The sequence below is a fragment of the Streptomyces sp. NPDC004539 genome (assembly GCF_040610055.1).
Lineage (GTDB): Bacteria > Actinomycetota > Actinomycetes > Streptomycetales > Streptomycetaceae > Streptomyces.
In genome coordinates this window covers 23108-47277 of the sequence record NZ_JBEXLS010000007.1, presented here as the reverse complement: position 1 = coordinate 47277, position 24170 = coordinate 23108, and the positions used below count along the sequence as shown (strand labels likewise).

22 protein-coding genes and 2 pseudogenes are annotated in these 24170 nt (G+C 72.5%); 10 read left to right on the top strand and 14 right to left on the bottom strand.

Going from position 1 to position 24170, the window contains the following annotated elements; all coding sequences use genetic code 11:
- Positions 1–97: 97 nt before the first annotated feature.
- Positions 98–2116 carry an RICIN domain-containing protein gene (locus ABZX85_RS16560; RefSeq protein WP_355868099.1) on the bottom strand — a complete coding sequence of 673 codons (2019 nt, stop codon included), beginning with the start codon at positions 2114–2116 and terminating at the stop codon, positions 98–100.
- A 429-nt stretch (positions 2117–2545) separates the two neighbouring features.
- Here ABZX85_RS16560 and galU point away from each other — a divergent pair, with 429 nt between their 5' ends.
- The 3 genes from galU to ABZX85_RS16545 all read left to right on the top strand — a co-directional run bounded on the left by galU (position 2546) and on the right by ABZX85_RS16545 (position 5517).
- Positions 2546–3484 carry a UTP--glucose-1-phosphate uridylyltransferase GalU gene (gene galU / locus ABZX85_RS16555; protein ID WP_355868096.1) on the top strand — a complete coding sequence of 313 codons (939 nt, stop codon included), beginning with the start codon at positions 2546–2548 and terminating at the stop codon, positions 3482–3484.
- A 65-nt stretch (positions 3485–3549) separates the two neighbouring features.
- On the top strand, positions 3550–4419 hold the full coding sequence (locus ABZX85_RS16550; protein ID WP_355868093.1) for a hypothetical protein: 870 nt from the start codon (positions 3550–3552) through the stop codon (positions 4417–4419).
- 66 nt (positions 4420–4485) lie between these two features.
- Positions 4486–5517: a hypothetical protein gene (locus tag ABZX85_RS16545; protein ID WP_355868090.1), complete on the top strand. Its 1032-nt coding sequence runs from the start codon at positions 4486–4488 to the stop codon at positions 5515–5517.
- A 20-nt stretch (positions 5518–5537) separates the two neighbouring features.
- On the opposite strand, the gene ABZX85_RS16540 is transcribed toward ABZX85_RS16545, so the two are convergent.
- Positions 5538–6317, bottom strand: a complete 780-nt coding sequence (locus ABZX85_RS16540) for a fused MFS/spermidine synthase (protein WP_355868937.1) — start codon at positions 6315–6317, stop codon at positions 5538–5540.
- An 80-nt stretch (positions 6318–6397) separates the two neighbouring features.
- A complete protein-coding gene (gene tuf / locus ABZX85_RS16535) occupies positions 6398–7570 on the bottom strand; it encodes an elongation factor Tu (protein ID WP_355868087.1) in 1173 nt (390 codons plus the stop codon).
- 324 nt (positions 7571–7894) lie between these two features.
- On the opposite strand from tuf, the pseudogene ABZX85_RS16530 reads away from it, so the two are divergent.
- Positions 7895–8653 (top strand): annotated as a pseudogene (locus ABZX85_RS16530) (VTT domain-containing protein).
- Between the two features lie 64 nt (positions 8654–8717).
- On the opposite strand, the gene ABZX85_RS16525 reads toward ABZX85_RS16530, so the two are convergent.
- A complete protein-coding gene (locus ABZX85_RS16525; protein ID WP_355868084.1) occupies positions 8718–9887 on the bottom strand; it encodes a thiolase family protein in 1170 nt (389 codons plus the stop codon).
- Between the two features lie 105 nt (positions 9888–9992).
- Between ABZX85_RS16525 and ABZX85_RS16520 the strand changes: the two genes are divergently transcribed.
- On the top strand, positions 9993–10460 hold the full coding sequence (locus ABZX85_RS16520; RefSeq protein ID WP_355868081.1) for a helix-turn-helix domain-containing protein: 468 nt from the start codon (positions 9993–9995) through the stop codon (positions 10458–10460).
- Here the strand turns inward: ABZX85_RS16520 and ABZX85_RS16515 are convergent.
- The 4 genes and pseudogenes from ABZX85_RS16515 to ABZX85_RS16500 all read right to left on the bottom strand — a co-directional run bounded on the left by ABZX85_RS16515 (position 10418) and on the right by ABZX85_RS16500 (position 13940).
- The gene (locus ABZX85_RS16515) at positions 10418–10825 is read right to left on the bottom strand and encodes a MerR family transcriptional regulator (RefSeq protein WP_355868078.1); all 408 of its coding nucleotides are present in this window, start codon (positions 10823–10825) and stop codon (positions 10418–10420) included. The genes ABZX85_RS16520 and ABZX85_RS16515 overlap by 43 nt on opposite strands.
- A gap of 375 nt (positions 10826–11200) precedes the next feature.
- A pseudogene (locus ABZX85_RS16510) lies at positions 11201–11899 on the bottom strand (cupin domain-containing protein); the annotation flags it as partial.
- Positions 11893–12807, bottom strand: coding sequence for a PmoA family protein (locus ABZX85_RS16505; RefSeq protein WP_355868075.1), 915 nt, complete (start codon positions 12805–12807; stop codon positions 11893–11895). The gene ABZX85_RS16505 and the pseudogene ABZX85_RS16510, both read right to left, overlap by 7 nt.
- Positions 12804–13940 carry a Gfo/Idh/MocA family oxidoreductase gene (locus ABZX85_RS16500; protein WP_355868072.1) on the bottom strand — a complete coding sequence of 379 codons (1137 nt, stop codon included), beginning with the start codon at positions 13938–13940 and terminating at the stop codon, positions 12804–12806. Before ABZX85_RS16500 ends, ABZX85_RS16505 begins: the two co-directional genes overlap by 4 nt.
- Before the next feature lie 347 nt (positions 13941–14287).
- Between ABZX85_RS16500 and ABZX85_RS16495 the strand changes: the two genes are divergently transcribed.
- A complete protein-coding gene (locus tag ABZX85_RS16495; RefSeq protein WP_355868069.1) occupies positions 14288–15163 on the top strand; it encodes an undecaprenyl-diphosphate phosphatase in 876 nt (291 codons plus the stop codon).
- A 163-nt stretch (positions 15164–15326) separates the two neighbouring features.
- Here ABZX85_RS16495 and ABZX85_RS16490 read toward each other — a convergent pair whose 3' ends face one another.
- From ABZX85_RS16490 to ABZX85_RS16480, 3 genes are all read right to left on the bottom strand, one after another.
- Entirely contained in the window at positions 15327–15788 is a 462-nt protein-coding gene (locus ABZX85_RS16490) for a hypothetical protein (RefSeq protein ID WP_355868066.1), read from the bottom strand.
- A gap of 146 nt (positions 15789–15934) precedes the next feature.
- Positions 15935–16447: a DinB family protein gene (locus tag ABZX85_RS16485; RefSeq protein ID WP_355868063.1), complete on the bottom strand. Its 513-nt coding sequence runs from the start codon at positions 16445–16447 to the stop codon at positions 15935–15937.
- A gap of 42 nt (positions 16448–16489) precedes the next feature.
- Positions 16490–17098, bottom strand: a complete 609-nt coding sequence (locus tag ABZX85_RS16480) for a TetR/AcrR family transcriptional regulator (protein WP_355868060.1) — start codon at positions 17096–17098, stop codon at positions 16490–16492.
- A 76-nt stretch (positions 17099–17174) separates the two neighbouring features.
- Between ABZX85_RS16480 and ABZX85_RS16475 the strand changes: the two genes are divergently transcribed.
- Both ABZX85_RS16475 and ABZX85_RS16470 read left to right on the top strand, forming a co-directional pair.
- Positions 17175–18326, top strand: coding sequence for an FAD-dependent monooxygenase (locus ABZX85_RS16475; protein ID WP_355868057.1), 1152 nt, complete (start codon positions 17175–17177; stop codon positions 18324–18326).
- A gap of 9 nt (positions 18327–18335) precedes the next feature.
- The gene (locus tag ABZX85_RS16470) at positions 18336–19253 is read left to right on the top strand and encodes a Gfo/Idh/MocA family oxidoreductase (protein WP_355868054.1); all 918 of its coding nucleotides are present in this window, start codon (positions 18336–18338) and stop codon (positions 19251–19253) included.
- Here ABZX85_RS16470 and lnt read toward each other — a convergent pair.
- Together lnt and ABZX85_RS16460 are read right to left on the bottom strand one after the other, a co-directional pair.
- Positions 19165–20730: an apolipoprotein N-acyltransferase gene (lnt, locus tag ABZX85_RS16465; RefSeq protein WP_355868051.1), complete on the bottom strand. Its 1566-nt coding sequence runs from the start codon at positions 20728–20730 to the stop codon at positions 19165–19167. The two genes, ABZX85_RS16470 and lnt, sit on opposite strands and share 89 nt — an antisense overlap.
- A 48-nt stretch (positions 20731–20778) precedes the next feature.
- Positions 20779–21252, bottom strand: a complete 474-nt coding sequence (locus ABZX85_RS16460; protein WP_355868048.1) for a nuclear transport factor 2 family protein — start codon at positions 21250–21252, stop codon at positions 20779–20781.
- A gap of 109 nt (positions 21253–21361) precedes the next feature.
- On the opposite strand from ABZX85_RS16460, the gene ABZX85_RS16455 reads away from it, so the two are divergent.
- Both ABZX85_RS16455 and ABZX85_RS16450 read left to right on the top strand, forming a co-directional pair.
- Positions 21362–21952: a DUF4291 domain-containing protein gene (locus ABZX85_RS16455; RefSeq protein ID WP_355868045.1), complete on the top strand. Its 591-nt coding sequence runs from the start codon at positions 21362–21364 to the stop codon at positions 21950–21952.
- 94 nt (positions 21953–22046) lie between these two features.
- Positions 22047–22523 carry a hypothetical protein gene (locus tag ABZX85_RS16450; RefSeq protein WP_355868042.1) on the top strand — a complete coding sequence of 159 codons (477 nt, stop codon included), beginning with the start codon at positions 22047–22049 and terminating at the stop codon, positions 22521–22523.
- Between the two features lie 237 nt (positions 22524–22760).
- Here the strand turns inward: ABZX85_RS16450 and ABZX85_RS16445 are convergent, their stop codons facing one another.
- Positions 22761–24155 (bottom strand): hypothetical protein, encoded by a 1395-nt coding sequence (locus ABZX85_RS16445; protein WP_355868039.1) that lies wholly within the window; start codon positions 24153–24155, stop codon positions 22761–22763.
- Positions 24156–24170 lie beyond the last annotated feature (15 nt).

Here is a 24170-nt window from a genome sequence, read left to right as displayed (position 1 = left end):
ACGGACCAGGTCCGGCCCTGCACGGCACTATGCGCCGCCACCGAGCTGACGATCCGTCAGACACACCACGAACCCGGCGAACCACCCCTGACGCGTGTCACCCCTTCGGCAGCCCCCGGGTGAGCCCGCCGACGACGCCGGTCACGTCGGACACCTTGCCCACCACGGCGGGCACGCCCTTCGTGACCTGGCCGAGTACGACGGGCACGCTCCTCGTGACCTCCTCGGCGAGCTGCCGGACCGGCTCCGGCAGGCCGGCCGTCACCCGCTCCACCGCGCCGCCGGCCGAGGCGGGGACCGGGGCCGGCGCGGCCGGTCCCTGGTCCGGCGCCCCGACCTGCACGATCCGCCGGTTGTACTGCGGAGCGAGAGGCGCGTCCGGAGTGTCCGGCCCCGGCCCCGTGCCCGCCGACGGACCGGTCGAGGCACCGGGAGCCGCAGAATCCCCCTCCGAACCCTGCGACCCCCCGGGCCCCTTCCGCTCCGGCCCCTCCTCGGGCCGCCCCGCGTCCGGAGCGCCCCCACCGGTCGGCCCAGGAGTCGCCCGACCCCCGGCACCGCCGCCGGAACTCCCGGCGGAACTCGCGGCGGACGAGTCGAACACCCAGCGCTGCCCGTTCGACCCGTCCCTCTTGGTCACCACGACCCCCACCCCTTCCCGGGTCTCCCCGGGCGCCACCACGAGCCCTCCGCCCCGCCGCAGCAGCAGTTCCCCGCGCACGGTCAGGTCGAAGAACACCTCCCCGGAGTGCACGACGCACCCGGCGAGCACGGCCGCCCCGTCGTGTCCGTCGGCGTCGGCGGCGAGGCAGAGCGTCGGCACGGCGGCACTGCGCAGCAGGCCGTCCGCCTGGTACGACCACTGCTGCGAGGCCGAGGCGGAGCAGTCGGCCAGCACGGCGCGCACCCCGTCCGCGACCCGGCCGCCCTCACTGTCCATGCAGAGCCCGGTGGACGGCGCGAGGAGGCGGCCCTGGGCGATGCCGACGGGCTCCTGCTCGACGGAGGCGGGGGACGCGGCACCGGAGGCGGAGGACTGCGAACTCTCGGACGGGGTCGGGAAGTTCGGCCCGCCGACCGGCGCGCCCCAGGTGGCGCGGGGCCCCGGTCCGCTGCCGCCGCCGGACCAGCCCTGGGCGACGAGGACGCTCCCGATGAGCACGAGCGAGGTGACGCCCGCGCCGATGAGGACGGCCTTGGCGCGGCGCCCGGCGAGGTCGACAATGCGAGCGCTCCGATGTCTGCCGGTGTGGAGCGGGTGGCCGGTGTGCCGGTCGCCGCCGCCCCGGCCGGGCCGGGACTCCAGGTAGCGGCGGCCTCCCCAGCCGAGCACGGTCTCGGCGAGCAGGATGTCCAACGCGTCGTCGAAGAAGCTGAGTTGCTCGGCGGCGTGCCGGCAGTAGCGGCACTCGGCGAGATGCTCGCGGACATCGGGCAGCAGGGTGCCGCCGCGGCTCAGGGGGACGTCGAGGAGGCGGTTGTAGAAGCGGCATTCGTCGGAGGGCGCGAGTTCGCGGTGGGCGCGGACACAGCCTCTGCGGAATTGGGTGCGCGCCTCGGCCAGTCCGGCGGTCGCGGTCACCTCGTCGACGCCCAGCAGACCAGCGGGTATGGAAATGGTTTCGGCTTCCACTTCGGCGTGCCACAAGAGGCATTGGGAGGCGGCCGGGAGTGCGCGGAAAGCGGTGTCGGCGAGTTGTCGCCTTTCCGGGGTTCCGGCACGTGAGGCGCGCAGTCCGCGTCCGCCGACGGTCTTGGCGAGTTCCGGGAGGGCGGCCGGGACCGCGTCGGCTCCGGCCCATTCGCGGACGATGTCGCGGACGGCGACGAGGAATTGGGGGCGCAGTGCGCCGCCGGGCCGGCCACCGGCCAGCCTGCCGAGCACGCGGTGGAAGGCCGCCGCGGCCACGAGCTGCGGGGACTGCCCTCGGGCGGCGAGGCAGATGGCCGCGTACTCGTGAGTGGCCCGCCAGTGCCGGGCGAGCAGCAGGGCCACGGCGCGGGAGTTCTCGCCCTCGGGGGCGGCGACCTGGGCCGCGAGGTTGCGGTCGGAGTCCTGCGGGTGCCAGCCGGGACGGGGCGGATAGGGGGGACGAGGTGGGTTGGGCGACTGCACGGAACCATTTCCTTCCAAGCCGGCGTTGGGCCACGGAAAAGTGCCCGCCGGAAAAGCAGGTGCGTGATTGGTGCGTACCTGTGGCCGGATCGGCTCCCTTGGCCTGAACCGACCCTCCTTAAGGGAGGCTTACTTTCGCACATACGTCTCACAGGAAACAAGAAGTTCGGGTGACCCAAGTTCAAACAGCCGGAATTTCAGATAAGTTACCGGCGGTATCCGCACCGGCATTCGATAACTTCCGGCGCTTCCCCGGAAGGCGGCCCTCAACTTGTGAGGCCGCCCCGGTGGATGGCACACGAAATCTTCAACTCGTGTACCTCCCCAGGTCGTTCACCGCTCGCCGGGGAGCCGCCCGGGGCGGAGATCCACAGGTTTCTCCGATCAACCTCTCGGCCTACTCCCAAACCGGTGGGCCAGCATGACGGCATGACCACCCCCCGCCGCCCCGCGCAGACCCCGCCCACCGTCCGCAAGGCCGTCGTCCCGGCCGCCGGCCTCGGCACCCGCTTCCTGCCCGCGACGAAGGCGACCCCGAAGGAGATGCTCCCGGTCGTCGACAAGCCGGCCATCCAGTACGTCGTGGAGGAGGCCGCCGCGGCCGGGCTCGACGACGTCCTGATGGTCACCGGCCGCCACAAGCGGGCGATCGAGGACCACTTCGACAACGCCTTCGAGCTGGAGCAGGCCCTCGCCGCCAAGGGCGACACGGTCCGCCTCGACGCCGTGCGCGACCCGGCCCGGCTCGCCGACATCCACCACATCCGCCAGGGCGACCCGCTCGGCCTCGGCCACGCCGTCCTGTGCGCGAAGCACCACGTCGGCGACCAGCCGTTCGCGGTCCTGCTCGGCGACGACCTGATCGACGCGAGCGAGAACCTGCTCAGCGAGATGCTGGAGGTGCGCGAGCGGTACGCGGGCAGCGTCGTCGCGCTCATGGAGGTCCCGGACGAGCAGGTCCACCTCTACGGCTGCGCGGCGGTGGAGCCGACCGGCGAGGACGGCGTCGTCCGCGTGACCGGGCTCGTCGAGAAGCCGGCGCGGGAGGACGCGCCCAGCCGGTACGCCGTGATCGGGCGGTACGTCCTCGACCCGGCCGTCTTCGGCGTCCTGGAGCGCACCCCGCCCGGCCGGGGCGGCGAGATCCAGCTCACCGACGCGCTCCAGGAGCTGGCGGCGGACGGCACGGTGCACGGCGTGATCTTCAAGGGGCTGCGGTACGACACCGGCGACAAGGCGGACTACCTGCGCACGGTGGTGCGGCTCGCGTGTGCGCGGGACGACCTCGGGCCGGAGTTCGTGGCGTGGCTGAAGGAGTTCGTCGCCGGGTTCGAGGAGGGGACGGGAGCCGGCCGGCTGGCCGCGTGACGGATCACCGAGACCGGGTGAACGCCGGCCGGGGCGGTGTGATCATCGGCCTATGCTTGCCGCCCATGTGGCAAGGACAGCAGCCGCCCGGGGGAGAACAGAACCCGCAGAGGCCGGACAACCCGTACCAGCAGCCGGGCTACCACCAGCCGAACCCCTACCGGCAGCCGCCCCCGCCGCCCGCCCGGGGTCGCCGTACCCGCGTGCTCGCCCTCACCGCCGGCGCGGCGGTCGTCGCCACCTGCGCCGTGACCGGCGCCCTGCTCCTGCGCGGCGAGGACGGCGCCCCCGCGCCCGCCCCCACCACGAGCGCCTCCACCGGCGCAGACCCGCTGCGGCCGACCGTCCCCGGCTGGAAGACGGTCGCGAACCCGGACCTCGGGGTCGCCTTCGACGTACCCGCCGCCTGGGCGCCGCAGAAGGCGAGCTGGATCACCTGGGTCGCCGAGGACACCGACCCCGACGACAAGCCGCTGGTGGCGGTGAAGGCGCCCGCCTACCTGGAGCGCCGGTGGTGCACGTCCGACGACGACCGCGACGGCCGTACGGACGACACGGCGCTCGCGATGGCCGGCACCCGCGGCGAGCGGAGCGCGACGTCCGCCGAGGCGGCGGCCCGCAAGGACGCGGAGACCTGGGTGTACGGCGACTTCACGCAGCCCGACCACGGCAAGGTGACGTCGGACCCGGCCACCTCCTTCACCACCGCGTCCGGCCTCACCGGCAGCGTGGTCACGGCCCGCTCGGCCGGCGTCGACAAACAGGGCAAGTGCGCCTACGACGGGAAGGCCACGGCGTTCGTCTTCCGGCTGCCCGGCGGGACGCTCGCGTCCTGGACGTTCGTCGGCGTACGGGACGTGCGGGACGAGGTCGCGGACGCGGACGTACGGCGGATCATGGCCACGGTGCGGACGTACGAGCCGCCGAAGTCGTGAGCGAACCGTGAGCGTCCCGGGGGTGGTGGCCGAAAGGCACCGCATCCGCCGTTAGGGTTTCTCGGCATGTGGCAAGGACAGCAGCCGCCCGGGGGAGAGCAGAACCCGCAGGCGCAGAACAATCCGTACCAGCAGCCGGGCTACCAGCAGCCCAACCCGTACCAGCAGCCCGGGTTCCAGCAGCCGAACCCCTACGCCCAGCAGCCGGGCTGGGGGGCGCCGACCGCGGCGGGCACCCCGCAGCCGCAGCCGGGCGGTGGCGGCACCAATGACGGCCGGAACCGGACGAGGACGGTCGCGATCGTCTCCGCGTCCGCGGTCGTGCTGACGGCCGCGGTCACCGGGTTCGTCGTGCTCGGCGGGAGCGACGACACGAAGAACGAGGCGAAGAGCGACACGAGTTCCTCGCCGTCGGCCCCGGCGTCCGCGTCGCCGTCGGAGTCCTCGGCCGCCGGGGAGAACCCGCGCGGCGGGGACACCGACGAGAAGCCGACGATCGCCGGGTGGAAGGTCGTCGTCAACCCCAAGTGGGGCACCGCGTTCGACGTGCCGGCCGACTGGGAGGTGCAGCCGCCCGGGACCTCGCTCGGCTACGAGTGGGAGGACAAGTCCAAGCCCACCGGCTACGACTCGGTCATCATGTCCGGCGCCGCCGCGCTCAAGCCGAAGTGGTGCACGTCCGACCCCGACAAGGACGGCAAGACCAGCGACTCCCGGCTCGGGGTGGCCGGCACGAAGGGCGCGTCCGGGGCGAAGAACACCGACGAGATCGCCGTGAACACGCCCGCGTGGTGGGTGTACGGCGGGTACACCAACCCGGACAAGAAGAGCATCACCTTCGACAAGAAGGGCACGCCGTTCACCACCGCCGCCGGGATCGCGGGCAGTTACGGCTGGGCGCGGTCGGCGAACAACCCTACGAAGGGCAAGTGCGCGGCCGACGGCAAGGCGATCACGTTCGGCTTCAAGAACTCCAAGGGCGACTTCGTGTCGTGGACGCTGTCCACGGCGAAGGGCGTCAAGGACGAGCTGCCGGACGCGACGATCATGAAGATCCTGAGCACCGTACGGCTGCACGGGGACCCGGTGGAGGGCTGAGAACCGGCCGGCGCGGCCCCTCACCCGATCCCGAAGGTCCCGTCCGGCGGCTCGGGTGAGGCGACCGCGTCCGCGTCCCGCACGGGCCGCGCGTCCCCGATGAACTTCCGCAGCCCCGGCCCGTGTTCGACCCGGGCGGGAAAGGCGTCGGAGGCGGTACGACGGGCCAGCGCGGGCCAGTCGAGGGGCCGGTGCGCGCCGACGAGGACGACGTTCCCGAACCGCCTCCCCCGCAGCACCGCCGGCTCCGCGACCAGCGCCAGCTCCTCGAACGCCTCGGCGAACCCGGCGAGTTGGGAACGCAGGAAGCCGAAGGGGGCGGAGTCGGCGAGGTTGGCGAGATAGACGCCGTCCGGGCGCAGCACCCGGGCGACCTCACGGACGTACCCCGTCGACGTCACCTGCGCGGGCACCCGGGAGCCGCCGAAGACGTCCGCGACGACGACATCGGCGCAGGCGTCCGACGCGGCGGCGAGCCAGGCGCGGGCGTCGGCGGCGTGCAGGGTGAAGTCGCCGTCCGGGAGCGGCAGTTGCTCGACGACGAGGTCCAGCAGCCCGCGATCGAACTCGACGACGTGCTGTCGGCAGCCCGGCCGGGTGACGGCGAGATAGCGGGGCAGGGTCAGCGCACCGCCCCCGAGATGCACGACGTCCTCGGGCTCCACGAGAACATCGAGCGCGTGCCCGAGCCGCCGGACGTACTCGAACTCCAGGTGATCGGGGGCGTCGAGGTCGACGTAGGACTGAGGAGCGCCGTCGACCGTGAGCAGCCAGGCCCGGTCCCGATCGACATCGGGCATGAGCTTGGCGAACCCATGGTCGACGGCACGGAGGACGGGGACGGGCTCGGGGTTCACCCGTCCATTGTGCCTGGTGGCCGTCAGTCCAGGACGGCCGTGACCGTCCCCGCCCCCACGGTCCTGCCACCCTCACGGATGGCGAACCCCAGACCCGCCTCCAACGGCACGTCCCTCCCCAGCTCGACGGTCATGTCCACCCGCTCCCCCGGCCGCACGACACCGGCCTCGCCGAGGTCGACGTCGCCCACCACATCCGCCGTACGGATGTAGAACTGCGGCCGGTAGCCGGTCGAGACGGCGGTCGTACGGCCGCCCTCCCGGGCCGAGAGCACATAGACCTGCGCCGTGAACCGCCGCCGGGGCACCACGCTCCCCGGCGCCGCGACGACGTGCCCGCGCCGGACGGCGTCCCGGGGGACCCCGCGCAGCAGCAGCGCGACGCTGTCGCCGGCCTGCGCCTCGTCCATCGGCTTCCCGAAGGTCTCGACGCCGGTGACGACCGTGTCGACGTCCGCCCCGAGCACCTCGACGCGGTCGCCGACCCGCACGGTCCCCCGCTCGACGGCACCGGTGACGACGGTCCCGCGCCCGGTGATGGTGAGCACGTTCTCGACGGACAGCAGGAACGGCGCGTCGAGATACCGCTCGGGCATCGGCACGTACGTGTCGACCGCGTCGAGCAGCGCCTCGACGGAGGCGACCCAACGGGGGTCGCCCTCAAGGGCCTTGAGCCCGGACACCCGGACGACGGGCGCGCTGTCGCCGCCGTAGCCGTGCGTCGTGAGCAGGTCCCGGACCTCCAGCTCGACCAGTTCGATCAGCTCGTCGTCCGCGCCGTCGGCCTTGTTGAGGGCGACGACGATGTGGTCGACCCCCACCTGCCGGGCCAGCAGGACGTGTTCGGCGGTCTGCGGCATGATCCCGTCGAGCGCGGAGACGACGAGGATCGCCCCGTCGAGCTGGGCCGCGCCGGTGATCATGTTCTTGACGAAGTCGGCGTGGCCCGGCATGTCGACGTGCGCGTAGTGCCGGGTGTCGGTCTCGTACTCGACGTGCGAGATGTTGATGGTGATGCCGCGGGCGGCCTCCTCGGGGGCGCGGTCGATGCGGTCGAACGGCACGAACGTGCCGGTGCCGCGGTCGGCGAGGACCTTGGTGATGGCGGCGGTGAGCGTCGTCTTGCCGTGGTCGACGTGGCCCATCGTGCCGATGTTGAGATGCGGCTTGGTGCGTACGTACGCGGTCTTGGACATGGCTGTACCTCGAAGCTGTGGCGGTGGAGAGAGCGTGCGGGACCCCGGTGATCCGTCCGACCCTCCCCTCGCGGGGTCCGCCGGACTTCCGGGGGAGGGTCAGCTTCGGGCGCCGTCGACAGATGCCAGGACGTACGCGACGGCAGCCTTCGGGGCATCCGCGACCGCGGATGCTGCGAGGTGGAAGGCGTACCGGAACATGTGCTCGATCCTCGTCGAAGCACCGCCGTACGTCGAACGATTTTCCGCGCGGGGGCGTTCAGCGGGGTCCCGGTGAGAAGACCCATACAGCGATCAGACATCTTCGTGGGCTACCGTCACGGAATGCTCGATGCCACCACCCGCTCTGGGGGCACCGCCACGGCCTCTCCCCCGGCCGCCGCCACGGAGCTCGTCGTCCCCGTCGCCGTGCCGGCCGGGGGCCGCGCGCGCGTGCTGCTCGCTCCCTGGTCCCGTTTCTCGCTGCTGGTCGCGCTGCTCGCGGCGGCGGGGGCGAGTGTGCTGCTCTTCGAGCCGCAGAAGCTCCTCCAGGACGGCTGGCCGCCCCATATGACGGGCGCCTCGGCCGCCGCCGTCTTCACGGTCGCCTACGGCCTGTGCACGGTCGCGTTCGTGCCCCGGCCGCTGCTGAACCTCGCGGCGGGCGCGCTGTTCGGCTGGGAGGCGGGGCTCGTCACGACACTGGTGGGGACGGTCCTCGGCGCGGGGCTCGCGTTCGGGCTGGGCCGGGTGCTGGGGCAGGACGCGCTGCGGCCGTTGCTGCGGGGGCGGCTGCTGACGGCGGCGGACGGCCAGCTGAGCCGGCACGGCATGCGGTCGATGCTGGCGGCGCGGCTGTTCCCCGGGATGCCGTTCTGACTGGCCAACTACGGTGCCGCCGTCTCGCGGATCGGCTGGTTCCCGTTCCTGTGCGCGACCGCGCTGGGGTCGGTGCCCAACACGGCCGCGTACGTCGTCGCCGGGGCGCGGGCGTCGTCGCCGACGTCGCCGGTGTTCCTGATCGCCGTCGCGGCGATCGCGCTGCCGTCGGTGGCGGGGGCGGTGGTGGCGTGGCGGAAGAGGCATCACCTCCGGGGGAAGTAGCGGGCGGTTTTCTGAGACTCGGTCACCTTTTTGAACGGGTTCCGTTTTCCGTGGGGCCTCCCCCTCAGACGGCTTCCAGGATCATCGCGTTGGCCAGCCCCCCGGCCTCGCACATCGTCTGGAGGCCGTAGCGCGCACCGCGCTCCCTCATGGAGTGCACCAGCGTCGTCGTCAGCCGGGTCCCGCTCGCCCCGAGAGGGTGCCCGAGGGCGAGCGCCCCGCCGTCCACGTTGACCCTGGCGAGATCCGCGCCGGTCTCCTGCCGCCAGGCGAGGACGACGCTGGAGAACGCCTCGTTGACCTCGAACAGGTCGATGTCGTCGAGGGTGAGTCCGGCCCGGCGCAGCACCTTCTCCGTGGCGGGGACGACGCCGGTCAGCATGAGGAGGGGGTCGGAGCCGGTGACGGCGAAGCTGTGGAGGCGGGCGAGGGGGCGCAGGCCGAGGCGGGCGGCGGTGTCGGCGGAGGCGATCAGGACGGCGGAGGCTCCGTCGTTGACGGGGCTGGCGTTGCCGGCGGTGACGTTCCACTCGATCTGGGGGAAGCGTTCGGCGAAGGCGGGGTCGTAGTAGGCGGGCTTGAGGCCGGCGAGGATCTCGGGGGTGGTGCCGGGGCGCACGGACTCGTCGCGGGAGACGCCGTCCAGGGGCGCGACCTCGGCGTCGAAACGGCCCCGCCCCCACGCGGCGGCGGCCTTGCGGTGCGAGGACGCGGCGAACTCGTCGAGCTGCGCGCGCGTGAGGGACCACTTCGCGGCGATCAGTTCGGCGCTGACGCCCTGCGGGACGAGGCCCTCCGGGTAGCGCCGGGCGATCCCCGGGCCGAAGGGGTCCTTGCCCTCCGGGATGTTCGACCACATCGGCACCCGGCTCATCGACTCGACCCCGCAGGCGACGACCAGGTCGTAGGCGCCCGACATGACGCCCTGCGCGGCGAAGTGCACGGCCTGCTGGGAGGAGCCGCACTGCCGGTCCACCGTCGTCGCGGGCACCGACTCCGGGAAGCCGGCGGACAGGACGGCGTACCGGGTGGTGTTCACGGCCTGCTCGCCGACCTGGTCGACCGTGCCGCCGATGACGTCGTCCACGAGCGCGGGGTCGACTGCGCTGCGGTCGACGAGGGCGCGCAGGGTGTGGGCGAGGAGTTCGACGGGGTGGACGTGGGACAGGGAGCCGCCGGGCCTGCCCTTGCCGACGGGAGTGCGGACGGCTTCGACGATGACGGCGTCGCGCATGGCATGCCTCCGAGAGTAAGTTTGAAATCCAAACCCACTCTAACCCCGAAGGCACCTCTCGGACCAGCAAAGTTGGAAATCCAAACTCTCCCCTAGACTGGTCCCATGGCCACCCCCAAGGACCCCCGCCCCTGCTCCATCGCGGACGCCCTCTCCCTCGTCGGCGAGAAGTACGCCCTCCTGATCGTCCGCGAGGTCCTCATGGGCAACGGCCGCTTCGACCGGCTCGTCCGCAACATCGGCGCCCCCCGGGACGTCCTCTCCGCGCGCCTGCGCCGTCTGGTCGACGCCGGCGTCCTCACGAAACACACCTACTCGGAGCGTCCCCTGCGCCACGAGTACCGCCCCACGGACGCGGGCCTCGACCTCGAACCCGCCCTCCTCATGCTCATGGCCTGGGGCGACCGCCACCTCCACCCCACGGACCCGCCGATGTCCCTGGAACACACCTGCGGCCACGAACTGATCCCCACGGTCACCTGCACCACCTGCGGCCACGAGGTCGCCCACGAGGACCTCACCCCCCACCCTCAGTCCCCGGGCTGGACCCTCTCGGGCCCCCTCCCCGCCTGACCGCACCCGCACCCCTCCGGCTCATGGCTCTCGCACCCCAGAGCGCACTCGACGATCCCCAGCGCCGCCCGCGCCGCGGCGATCCGCTCCCGCAGCACCGCCGCCTGCGCACCGAGCACGGCTCGGCGGACGACGGGATCACCCCCGTCCTCGACCAGCACCCGGATCGCGTCGAGCGAGAGCCCCGCCTCCTTGCCCCGCAGGATCACGGCGACCCGCGCGAGCTCGTCGTCCCCGTACCGCCTGCGCCCGGCGCCGTCCCGCGCGGGCGCCAGCAGCCCCCTGTCCTCCCAGTGCCGCAGCACGTGCGCCGCCACCCCGTGGCGCAGCGCGACCTCCCCGATCCCCAAGCGGCTCGACCTCATCCCGACATCAAGTCACACCCTCTCCCCCATGACCACCCTCGCCTCCCGCCTGGACGCCGCCGCCCTCCGCGCGTGGTGTACGAGCCACCGGTGTCGACCGGGACCCCGCGACACTCGCCACGGCCCGCGCCCGCCACCCCGGAGGTGAGGCGCGAGCGGTCAGCCGTTCACGCCCCTGTCCGCCAGGAGGTCCCTGACGCGTGCATCGACCTGATGCCGGTCGTAGCCCCGCCCCACGATCCGGAACGTCGGCGGGCCCGCCGACGGGCCGGCTTCGGGCAGGGTCCTGAGATAGCGATCGACCTGGTGGCGGTCGTAGCCGCGCCACACCACGTCGAAGCCGCCGAACTCGGACGGCGTCGACACCGCCGCCGACTCGTACACGTCCAGCCGCCCGCACATCCCCAACTTCCCCCGCTCGGCGGGCTGTTCGGCCCGCACGAGCGCGCCGCGCAGATGTGAGGCGTCGCCCTCGGCGAGGCGGTCGAGGTGGTCGCCGGTCGTCCGGGCGGCGGCCAGCGCGCCCCGCTCCCAGCGTTCCCGCCACTCGGACAGGAGGGGGCGGACGAGGGCGGCGGCGGAGGCGTGGAAGGCGGACAGCGCGTCGGGGGAGTCACGGAGGGCGCGGTAGCCCTCAAGGGCCAGGTCGCGCCGCCCGCGGGCGAACCGCTCCTGTTCCTCGCGGGGCGCGTCGAGGGGGATGCGGGTGGCGGAGGCGTACGTGTCCGGGTCCGTGAGGTACTCCGGGGGCAGGGTCAGGACCGCGTCGCCCGCCTCGGGGAGACCGGAGTTCTGCATGAGGACGGTGATCCGGAGGTCGTCCTCGTTGACGAGGCGGTGGATCGTGCCGGGGGTGAACCAGGCGACCGTGCCAGGCTCCAGCGGGGTGACCTCGTAGCCCGACGCCGTGAGGGTCTGGACGGCGCCCCGGCCGCCGGTCACCACATACCCCTCCGAACAGGCCAGGTGCATATGGGGAGTTCCGCCGTGGAGGCCGTCGGGGGCGGGCCAGTCGTACACGCACAGCCGGGAGACGCCGACGCCGCCCGGCAGCCCCGCGAAGCCGTTCACCACGGGCGCTCCGCCAGGTACTTGACGATGTCGGCCCGCTCCCAGGCGCCGTCGGCGACGACGACCCGGTAGCGCCGGGTGAGCGTCTCGCCCGGCGGCAGCTCCAGCTCCTCGAAGAAGGCCCAGGAGGGGGCGATCGCGGCGAAGGGCTCGTTGCGGACGAACCAGTGCGCGGGGTGCCCGCCGGAGTTCTCGGGGGCGTGGGCGAGGACGACGGTGGCGTGGCCGTCGGTGCCGTCGTGCTCGCCGGAGAGGGCGAGCCACTCCCCCTGCGTGCCCATGAGTTCGGGGCCCTCCCCGTCGGGGCCGATGATGCGGCCGTCCCGGAAGGCACGGGGACCGCGCCAGAACAGCCCGGTGTAGCCCGCCATGTCACGCCCGGCGGTGGTGGGGCTGCCGAACAGGAGCGGTTCCGTACGCCGGTTGGTAATGGCGCTCGTCCAGGTCAGCGCCCAGGAACGGGAGTGCAGGTCGACGTCGTGCACCTCGACCCGGCGCGTCTCCTCGGCCCACAGCTCACCGTCGTACGGGTGCCAGGTGAGCCGTTCGGCGATCACGACGCGGCCGTCGGCGGCCGTCACCTCGTCGAAGCCGGCGTGCCGCATCGAGCCGACCCGCTCGGGGAGCGCGAGGTAACCCTCGCCGTGCACATAGGAGTTGCCGCCCCACAGGTTCGCGCCGGAGAGGTGCGAGGCGGTCAGGGAGAGGCCCTTGTGCCAGCGGTGGTCGTTGGGCCGGTAGTCGGTGACGACGTCCCCGGCGAGGGTGCGCAGCGGGTGGATGTACGGCTTGGGCGCCTCCCAGTCGGCCTCGGCGCGGTAGACGTACGAGAGGAGTTCGACGCCGGTGACCGGTTCGGTGACGGTGATGTGCTCGCCGTGCGCGTGGACGACACGCAGCTCCTGGCTCACGCGGACCCCTCCTCGGGCGCCCAGCCGGGCGCGTTGCCGTGCAGTGCGGTGTAGTACGGGTCGCCGTCGCCGATCTCGCCGCGCCGGACCGTCACATCGGTGAACGCCGACTTGTAGAGGGCGCTGACGAGTTCGAGGCTCGCCCGCCCCTCCTCGCCGCTGAGCCGCGGCCGTTCACCGGCGCGCATGCTCGCGACCAGCTCCCGCAGCTGCTCCAGATGCGAACTCGGCACGTCCGCGCCGAAGTCGAGCCACGCGGCGGCCTCCTCCGCGGAGACACCAGGCGCGGGGGTGATCGTCCAGTTCGCGTTGGAGTGCCCGTAGAGGTGGACGAGTTCGACGGTCGCCCGCTCGCAGTCGATGCGGATACGGCTGACCTCGTCGGGGCTGAGCACGCTGTTGACGACGGTCGCCAGCGCGCCGTTCTCGAAGCGCAGCAGCGCGGTGGAGACGTCCTCGGTCTCCACGTCGTGCACGAGCCGGCCCGCCATCGCGCGGACCTCGCTCCAGGGGCCGAGCAGGTCCAGCATCAGGTCCATCTGGTGGATGCCGTGCCCCATCGCGGGCCCGCCGCCCTCGGTGGCCCACCGGCCGCGCCAGGGGACGGCGTAGTAGGCGGTGTCCCGGTACCACGTCGTCTGGCAGTGCGCGACGAGCGGCCGTCCGAGCGCCTTCTCGGCGAGCAGGCGGCGCACATGCCGGGTGCCCGAACCGAAACGGTGCTGGAAAACGATGGAGGAGTACGGACCCGTCGCCGTCCCCTCCTCGGCGGCGACGGAGTCGTACTCGGCCAGGGTCAGGACGGGCGGCTTCTCGCACAGCACCCACGCCCCGGCCCGCAGCGCGGCCCGGCTCTGGACGCGGTGCAGGGTGGGCGGCGTGCAGATGGTCACCAGGTCCGGGCGCTGCTCGGCGAGCATCAGCTCCAGATCGGTGTACGGATGCGGCACACCGCCCTCCGCGCAGAACGCCTCGACGGCGGCGGCGTCGATGTCGACGGCCGCGACGACCTCGACCTCGCCCTCCGCGGCGAGCTGCTGGAGCGCCGGGAGATGCGAGCCGCGGCCGATGGCGCCGGTGCCGATGACAGCCGCGCGAATCCTTCGGCCGGTGAGCGGAGTGGTCGGGGGCATGGGGGTGATCAGTGCTCCTCGGACTGGCGGCCGTACGCGCGAGCCGTGGGGCGATCCCTACAGCAAGCGCTTTCTCTCGCCAGCAACGTATGTGGCGGTGGTGGGGTGGGTCAACAGGTCAAATGGGGTGAGAGGGGGTGGGGCAGGGTGTGGGTTCGGGCCGCTGATGTGAACATCTCACGAGCCGCATGCGCCGCCCCTGTGCCCGCCCTGTCCCCGGGGGACGCTACGCTGCCCCTGCACCCGTTGATCTCCGCGCGCGGCGTGCTGCCGTGTCACCGGCGGCCCACGTCACCGTTGTCGCGTTCCTCGTCAGTTCCCGATCGGCACTTGGACTCCGTAACCACATGTCTTGGTTTGAATCCCTCATCCTCGGGCTCGTCCAGGGGCTGACCGAGTTCCTCCCCGTCTCCTCCAGCGCGCACCTGCGGCTCACCGCGGCGTTCTCCGGCTGGAAGGACCCCGGTGCCGCGTTCACGGCGATCACCCAGATCGGTACGGAAGCGGCGGTGCTGATCTACTTCCGCAAGGACATCGGACGCATCCTGTCCGCGTGGACGCGTTCGCTGTTCGACAAGGAGATGCGTGCCGACCACGACGCCAGGATGGGCTGGCTGGTGATCGTCGGCTCGATCCCGATCGGCGTCCTCGGGCTCACCCTCAAGGAGCACATCGAGGGCCCGTTCCGCGATCTGCGGATCACCGCGACGATGCTCATCGTCATCGGCATCGTGATGGGCGTCGCCGACCGGCTCGCCGCCCGCGACGAGGCGGACCGCAGGCACCGCGCGCCCAAGCAGCGCAAGTCCCTGGAGAACCTCGGCATCAAGGACGGCCTGATCTTCGGCCTCTGCCAGGCGTGCGCCCTCATCCCCGGCGTCTCCCGCTCCGGCGCCACCATCACCGGTGGCCTCTTCATGGGCTACAAGCGCGAGGCCGCCGCCCGCTACTCCTTCCTCCTCGCGATCCCGGCCGTCCTCGCGTCCGGCCTCTTCGAGACGAAGGACGCCCTGGAGAGCGACCACGTCGCCTGGGGCCCCACCCTCTTCGCCACCGGCATCGCCTTCGTCTCCGGCTACGTCGTCATCTCGTGGTTCATGAAGTTCATCAGCACCAAGTCCTTCATGCCGTTCGTGTACTACCGAGTCGCCCTCGGCATCGTCATCATCGCCCTGGTCAGCGCGGGCGTCCTGAGCCCGCACGCGGCGGAATCGGCGGGCTGAGAAAATTGAAGACGAGGGGGCTCTTTCCACCAGGGGCTCCCGCACCCCCTAAGGGGCGCGGGGCTGTATCCGATGTGCGGCTACCGCCGCGTGGGCGCGACAAGCCACGACGAACCAGCAGCCGCCACACAACTCGAAGCACCACCCCCTCAGGCACCCACCGCTACCGCCCATACGCCTGATCACAGATCCGAGCCTCGGCACTCCCCTCCCGCCACCCCCCGTACTGCCTCCCGAGCGCACACACATCCGCCTGCCTCCGAACCTCCGACTCCACATCGGGAATCTCGATCCGAGGCTCGTCAGGCGTCACCGGCCGCTGAGGACGAACCCGGCGCTCGGGCACCGACTCCCGCTCCCGCGCCGCAGGCACTTGCGTCGCCTCCGCCCCCCGCCTGCGCGGCGCCGGCGCCGTACGCGACGGAGCGACCATGTCGAGCGCCTCCCGGGCCGGCGCCTGGATCACCCGCGTCCGCGCGTTCCCGTCGGGCCGGGGCAGCGGCGGGACGGAGGGGACGGCGGACGCGCCGGGCGCGGGCGGGTGGTGCTGGACGGTCACGCATCCGGTGAGAGCGGAGGCGGCCACGGTCACCAGCAGGGTCGCGGTAGTCGTCGTACGGTGCACCCGCGCAACTCTGGCGGCTCCGGCGCCCGGAGGGGCGGTGGACAAGCGGAGGTTGGCCCGCACGGGTGATCTCCTGCCCCGTACGGACGGCCCCGGTCGGCGCGAACTGACGCCGCGCCCCCGGCGTCACGCCCCCGGGCGCCCCCTCACTCCCCGGTGGCGCCGTCGATGCGCTCGCGCAGCAGGTCCGCGTGCCCGTTGTGGCGGGCGTACTCCTCGATCATGTGCGTGTAGATCCACCGCAGACTGAACGGCTCCCCGGTGGACCGCCCCTTCCCCTCGGAGAGATCGTCGAGCGCGAACCGGGCGGCATGCTCCCGGGCGGCCTCGATCTCCCCCTGCCAGGTGGCGTACGCCTCGGCCCAGGTGTCCTTCTCGGTGAGATGGAACTCCCCGTCCGGATCGGCGTCGCTGTAGTAGATCGGCCCCTCCGCACCCCCCGCGAGAGTCCGCCGGAACCACCCCCGCTCGACCTCCGCCATATGCCGGACGAGCCCCATCAACGACAACTCGGACGGCGCCACCGCGGCCGTCCTCAACTGCTCGTCACTCAGCCCCTCGCACTTCCATGCCAGCGTCTGCCGGTGATACTCCAACCACCCCTCCACCATGTCCCGCTCGGACGCGTCCTGGGCCGGTTCGGTGCGCTGCGTACTCATCCCCGCATGATCCCGCACACCCCCTCGACCGGCCACGCGTTTTCACCGCCACAGCATCCCCCGCAGCAACTCCCGCACCCCATCGCGCACTTCGTCCTGCGACGGCGCGCCGAAGCCCCCCGCGACACACGAGAACATCAGCCCGTCCGCCCACGCCACGAGCGACAGCACATGCCGTTCGGGCTCCCGGGACCCGGCCCCCACGACCGTCCCCCGCAGCGCCTCCCGGAACCGCGCCCCCGTCGCGTCGTAGAACTCCCGCAGTTCGGCCCGCCGCGTGGCCTCCAACGCCAGCTCGTACCGCGCGACCACCAGCACCCGCTCCTCGCTCAACAGCCTGTGTACGGCGCCGGCGAGCGCGCGTGCGAGCGCGTCCACCCCCTCCTCCGGACCGGGAAGTCCACCGAGGCCCAGCACGCCCGCCTCCCGCTCGGCGTGCCGCCGGACGGCGAGTTCGAGAAGTGCCTGACGGGTCCGGGCCAGATTGGAGGTGGACCCCTGCGCGAGCCCGGCGGCCTCGTCGACGGCGCGATGGGTGAGGCCCCGCATACCCCGCTCGGCGAGGAGCGCGATGGCCGCGTCGGCGACGAGGTCGGCGCGGGAGACCGAGGCCACGCGCTCGGGCTCGGGGGTGGGGTGGTGTACCGGCATGCACCGAACCTACCCCCTCCAACTACACCCGTAGTACAGTCGACGCGCCACTACAGATGTAGTCCGAGGAGGAAGCATGCGCACCCTCGTCATCGGCGCCGGCATAGGCGGCCTCACCGCCGCCGCGGCCCTCCACCGTGCCGGTGCCCAGGTCACCGTCCTCGAACGCGCCCCCTCCCTGGCCCCGGTCGGTTCCGCGATCTCCCTCGCCCCGAACGCCCTGCGCGCCCTCGACGTACTCGGGGCCGGCGACGAGATCCGTGACCTGGCGGCGTGGCAGGGGGACGGCGGGCTCCGGTCCCCCGGCGGACGCTGGCTCTCGCGTTCCAGCGCCGAGGCCGCGCGGAGGCGTTTCGGCGGTCCCCTCGTCCTGCTCCCCCGGGCCACCCTCGTCGACACGCTCGCCGCGCTCCTCCCGCCGGGCGCCGTCCGGACGGGCGTCCGCGCGACGCTCGCCGACGCCGGGTACGGCTCACGGCCGGCCCGCGTGTCCACGCCGGAAGGGGAACTGGAGGCCGACCTGGTCGTCGCCGCGGACGGGGCCCACTCCGTCGTACGCGGGGTGCTGTTCCCGGACCGGCCCGACGCGGTGTACGCCGGGTTCACCACATGGCGGGTGCTGGTGCCGCTCGCGGGTGTGGAGTTCGCCTCGCACGAGACGTGGGGACGGGGGCGGTTGTGGGGGTCGCATCCGCTCCGGGACGGACGGGTGTACGCGTACGCCGCCGCGCTCGCGCCCGAGGGGGAGCAGGCCGGCGACGAGCGGGAGGAACTGCTGCGGCGGTACGGGGACTGGCACCGGCCGGTGCCGGAGATCCTGGCCGCCGTCGGAGCCGGGGACGTCCTGCGCCACGACGTGTACCGGCTCGCCGTACCCCTCCCCGCGTTCCACCGGGGCCGGGTCGCGCTGCTCGGGGACGCGGCGCACGCGATGCCGCCGAGTCTCGGGCAAGGGGGCAATCAGGCGATCGAGGACGGTGTCGTGCTCGCGCGCCATCGGGCCGACCTGTCCGCGTACACGGCCGCGCGGCTGCCGCGCACGACGGGCATCGCTCGGCGGGCCGTGCGGGCGGGGCGGCTGAGTCTGCTGCCGGGACGGGTGTCGACGGGGCTGCGGGACACGGTCGTCAGGGTGTTGTCGGCGGGCGGTTCCGGGGTGCTGCTGCGAGGCTTCGACGGCATAGCGGACTGGTCTCCGCCGTATGCTGCGGAGCGGACGGCGACGTGAGGAGTGCGGGTGAAGGTCGGCTGTGTCGGGCTCGGGGACATCGCGCGGAAGGCGTATCTGCCGGTGCTCGGCGGGCTGCCGGGGCTGGATCTGCATCTGCACACGCGGACGTCCGCGACGCTGGACGAGGTCGGCGACGGGCTCCGGCTCCCGGCGGACCGGCGGCACGGCGACCTCGACTCGCTCCTCGCCCAGGGCCTCGACGCCGCGTTCGTGCACGCCTCGACGTCGGCGCACCCGGAGCTGGTGACGCGGCTGCTGGAGGCGGGTGTCCCGACGTACGTCGACAAGCCGCTGGCCTACCGGCTCGACGACTGCGTACGGCTGGTGGAGCTCGCGGAGGCGCGCGGCGTCTCGCTCGCCGTCGGCTTCAACCGGCGTCACGCGCCCGGGTACGTCCAGTGCGCCGACCACCCGCGCGAGCTGATCCTGATGCAGAAGAACCGCATAGGGCTCCCGGAGGACCCCCGCACGATGGTGTACGACGACTTCGTGCACGTCGTCGACACGCTCCGGTTCCTGGTGCCGGGCGAGATCGAGGACGTCACCGTGCGCGGCCGGGTCGAGGAGGGCCTGCTGCACCACGTCGTGCTGCAACTGGCGGGCGACGGTTTCACCGCGCTCGGGGTGATGAACCGGCTGAGCGGGTCGAACGAGGAGATCCTGGAGGTCTCCGGTCAGGACACCAAGCGGCAGGTGGTCAACCTCGCCGAGATCGTCGACCACAAGGGCCAGCCGAGTGTGCGGCGGCGCGGCGACTGGGTGCCGGTGGCCCGGCAGCGCGGCATCGAGCAGGTGGTGCTGACGTTCCTGGAGGCGGTGCGGGCGGGGCGGACGCTCAGCGCGCGGGACGCGCTGGCGACTCATGAGCTGTGCGAGCGGATCGTGCGCGAGGTGTCCGGTCACGGAGGGTCGGGGCGATCCTGACGGCGTACGCGGCGAGCGTGAGGAGGGCCGCGTACACCGTCCAGTCGCCGTAGCGGGCGTACAGCGTCCGGCCTTCGGTGAGCGGGACCTCGTACACGGCCGTGGCGCTGTCGGTCGTACCGAGGGTGCGGCCGATGCGGTGGCCGTCCGGGTCGTAGACGGCGGAGTCGCCGGTCAGGGTCGCGTGGACGAACGTCCGGCCGGTCTCGGCGGCGCGCAGCGCGCCCAGGGAGGCGTGCTGCGCGGGGGCCCAGCTGTGCTGGAACGACGAGGTCGAGGACTGGGCGACGAGGAGGTCGGCGCCCTCACGGGCCAGGTTGCGGCTCATGTCGGGGAACGCCGTCTCGAAGCAGATCATCGGGCCGATGCGCAGGTCGGGGGCGACGTCCATGACGACCTGTCGGGTGCCCCGGCGCCGGTCCTCACCGGCCGCCTTCCCCACGGACGTGGCCCAGCCGAGCAGCGAACGCGCCGGGATGTACTCCCCGAACGGCACCAGCCGCATCTTGTCGTACCGGTCGCCCGTCGGACCGTCCGGGCCGATCAGGATCGAGCTCTTGTAGATGCCGGGGCGGTCGGAGCGGCGCGCGTCGACGTTGACGAGGATGTCCGCGCCGGTCGCGCCGGACAGGGCGGCGAGGCGTTTCGCCAGGTCGGGGCGGTCCTTGAGGTCGTATCCGACACTGCTCTCACCCCACACGACCAGGTCGACGTCCTGGCCGATCAGTTCGCGGGTGAGCTGTTCCTCGCGGTCGAAGCGGCGGTCGGGGCCGTCGACGACGCCCGCCTGGACGACGGCGATCCGGGTGTGGCCGGTGGTTCCGGGGCGGGGTGCCCACACGTACGCGGCGGTGGTCGCCACCGTCGTCGCGAGGAGGGCGGCGAGGGCGGAGGTACGGGCGGCGGGGGCGGCGACGAGGATCGTGAGGGCCGTGTTCACGGCGACGACGAGGAGGCTCAGCAGCCAGCCGCCGCCGACGGAGGCGAGCCGCAACGCCGGGTCCACCTGCCACTGGCTGGCGCCGAGCATGCCCCAGGGGCCGCCGAGTCCTTGCCAGGAGCGGACGAGTTCGACGGCGAGCCAGGCGGAGGGGAGGACGAGGAGGGCGATCGCGGCGTCTCGGGGGCGGGAGGTTCCGGGGCGGGGCCCTCCCGGACCACCCAGCAGCCGCCGCACCAGCCACCCCCAAGGCGCCCACAACGCCCCCAGCAGCCCGGCGATCACGAACGTGAACACGTTCAGGCTCGGCAGCAGCCAGTGATGCATGGCCAGCATGAACCCGAACCCGCCGGCCCACCCCTCGTACGCCGCCCGGCGCCCGGTCGGCGCCGTACGCACGAGCAGCATCCAGGGCACGAGCGCCGCGTACGCCCACCACCAGAGGCCGGGCGCGGGAAAGGCGAGGACGGGAAGCGCGCCGGTGAGCGCGGCGAGGGCCGTACGCGCACGGGGGGAGGCGGGCCAGGGGATGGTCATACGGCGCCTCCGGGTCGATGTGCGTCCAGTGTGCGCGTGCCCGGCGATCTACGACAGGCCGCGCTCGGCCAGCCGGCGCCATTTCTCCTCCACGACCACCCCGGCGAACCGCCAACCGTCGTACGTCCGCAGCAACGCGAAGACGTAACGCCCCCCGGCGACGAAATCGGGAACCGTCGCGGAAGACTCCCCGCCCGCGAACCGCATCGGATTGACGTAGTCGGCCTCCACCCGCGCCGTGTCCCCCAGATCCTGTTCCCGTTGCCCGAAACTGACCCGCCGGTTGACGATCAGATGCTGGCGCATCCCGAACAGCGCCATGCTCTCCGCGAGCCACACGGCCACCTCCCCCACCCTCCCCTCGATCCCCCCGGCCGACCGGTAGTCGGCCCGCCCCTCGGCGACGAACAGCCCTTCGTACGACGCCCAGTCGGCGTCGTCCACGGCTCTCGCGTAGTCGGTGATCAGCTCGTCGACGGCCAACCGGTCCATCACGGTGGCGAGTTCCACACGCTGGGTCATACCACCGAGTCTTGGGGATCACCGCCCCCAAACCAAGAGGCAGTCACCCAACTGTCCCCGACTCGATATTCACTGGCCCCGCGTCACCACTCTCGGCAACCCTTCCCCCATGCCCCACCCGATCCGCGAGATCCGCGCCCACCACACCTCCACGACCCTCACCGTCTACCAGGCGTACCGCCCCGACATCGGCCTCCCCGCGGCCCGCGACGACCACTTTCCGCCTGCCTGGAGCCGGGAGCGCATGACCTGGATCAAGCCGTCGTTCCTGTGGATGATGTACCGCTGCGGATGGGGCACGAAGGAGGGCCAGGAGACCGTCCTGGCCGTCGAGATCCGTCGAGAGGGCTTCGAATGGGCCCTCCGAAACGCCTGCCTGTCCCACTACGTGCCCGAGCTGTACGCCGACCAGGCCGACTGGAAACGGCAGTTGAAGCGGTCCCCCGCCCGGGTCCAGTGGGACCCGGAACGGGGTCTCCGCTCGCAGCCCCTCCCCCATCGCTCCTTGCAACTGGGCCTCACCGGCGAGGCGACCGCCCGATACGCGGACGACTGGATCGTCGGCATCGAGGACGTGACCCCCCTGGCCCACCAGATCCACGAACACGTCCGCGCGGGCCGCCTGGACCAGGCGACGGAGTTGCTGCCGCGGGAGCGGCCGTTCGAGGTGGCGGAGGATGTGTTGGGGCATCTGCGGTGACGGAACGTCGCCGTCTCGGCCCTCGGCGGGGGGGCGTACGCCTGCATGAGACAGTCGGGCACGACTCACCGAATGCCGCCGAGGAGAGACCTCCATGAGACCGCTGCCCGCCGTCACCGGACGTGCCGAGTACGACACTCTGATCGTCAGGACCGACTACCACGACGACCAGGCATGGCAGAACGTGGCAGCGGCCTTGACGCAGCCCTGGGGAGACAGGCCGTACGACGCTGACGTCCACTTCGTCAACGATCCGGCCTGGGCGGCGGCGACCGTGGACGAGGTGCTGACCGCGACCCGCGCCGACGACGAGCTGTCCGTCGTCTTCCTCTCCGACCGTACGACCATGCGGACCGAGAGCCACGCGCTGCTGGCCGTCACCACGCTGACGCGGGAGGACTGCGAGGACGACGAGTCCTACGACCGGCTGACCGAGTTCGGCCGCGAGTTCCGCGTCGCCCCCGCGGGCGTCCATGAAGTGCACGCGAACCTGAGCATCGGCAACCTGGGCTTCGAGGAGTATGCGGCGTGGGCGCACGATGATCCCGAGGGGATCTTCCGGTCCTTCTGAACGAGGTTCACGAGACGAGAGCAATGGTTCGGGAGGTGCCGGTGGGCGGCCGAACGAGAGCACGCCGTCGCCATTGTCGACGTCCACGTCGTCGCGACGCACGACACGCATCATCGCCGTCCCGACCTCAGCGGCTGGCAGTCCACCGCCAAGCAGCAGAAAACCGTACGGCTCGCTTTCGCGCTCCTGACAGACCGGCGTCGGCTGGGCGAGTGGCCTGGTGGGCCGACGGCCGGGTCAGCGGGGGATGCCCGTGTCGTCCAGCCATCGGTGCATGGTGTCCACGGGAAGGCTCGGGTTGGCGAGGGCTCGGGAGGCGGTCTCGGGGGCTTTCAGGGCGCGGAGGACGAGGGGCAGCGGCAGCGTGGGGTGCGCGGCGGCCATGGCGCGGACACGCGCGTCGGGGTCGGTGAGCAGCCGGGCGATCACGTCGGCGGGTGCCTGGGGGTCGAGCCCCACCAGCAGGCGGCTGTCCGGGTCAGGGTCGTCGGCGAAGCGTCCCGCGTTGCCCGTGCGCGGGAAGTTCGGGTGGTGCAGGAGGCCGCTCTTGGTGATGACCTGGCAGTCGAGATACGTCCGGAGCACCACCTCGCCATCGACGGTCGGCTGGTTCTCGCACAGCAGGAGTCGTACGGGGTAGTCCTCGTCCTTCGAGAGCAGCTCGACGACGTCGGCGGGCAGGTGCCGGCTGTGGGCGGCACTGCGGCGCAGCAGGATGTTGGACGAGGTGCCACAGCGGCGCAGTACGTCGGGGTCGTCGCAGCGCAGGACCCACTCCACGGGGTAGATCCGGTCGGACTCCTCGATGGTGATGTCGACGGCGGCGCGTTCCGTCTCCGTCAGTTCGGGTCGTACGGACACTTCCAGGCGGACGCCGTGCGCCTCGTCGTACGCCAACGGCCTGACGATGTCGATGGGGACGCCGAGGTTGGCGGCCAGTTCCCGCCGGTCCTCCTCGGCCGTGCTCGCCGCGAGGCGTTCGGCGGTCGTCGGGTTCATGGCGCCGTGCCGGATCACGTCCTGTCTGGCGAAGCCGGCGATTCCCTCGGCGAGGAGGTGGTCCGTGAGGTCCGCGTCGCTCCGGCACGCCTGTGTCGTGGCCGTCCGGCGTACGTCGTCGTCAGTGTCGTGGAGCAGACGGCTTCGGGTGTCCTCCGAGAGAAGGTTCCACTCGCCGCAGGCGGCCCGGCGGAGCTCCGCCTCCTGGTGGTCCGCGAGGCCGGCGACCAGACTCGGGGCCGTGTGGCGGCAGTGCGCCGCGCTGTCGCGGACCCGTGGGTCAGGATCGGCGAGCAGACGCCGCTGTGCGGGCAGGGGCAGCGGCTCCACAGGAACGCGGAACCAGTTGGGGCCGTCGGCCAAGGCCATGCGGACGCGTGGGTCGGCGTCGTCGACGAGCCTGGCGCGCTGTTCCGGCGTCACCGCGGGATTCCCGGCCAGCGCCATGCGCAACCTGCGGGAGGGGTGCGTGACGATCGCGTCCACCACCTCGTCCGGCAGAGCACGCCAGGTGATGCTGTCCCAGGCCGCCTTGCTCTCCTCGTGGAGCAGCCGGATCAGGACCTCTGCCGGCGCCGCCGGGTTCAGCGCGAGCGCGCCCATGGTCGCGCGGTGGCCTCGAACGTCGTTCATGGTGCCTCTCCCCCT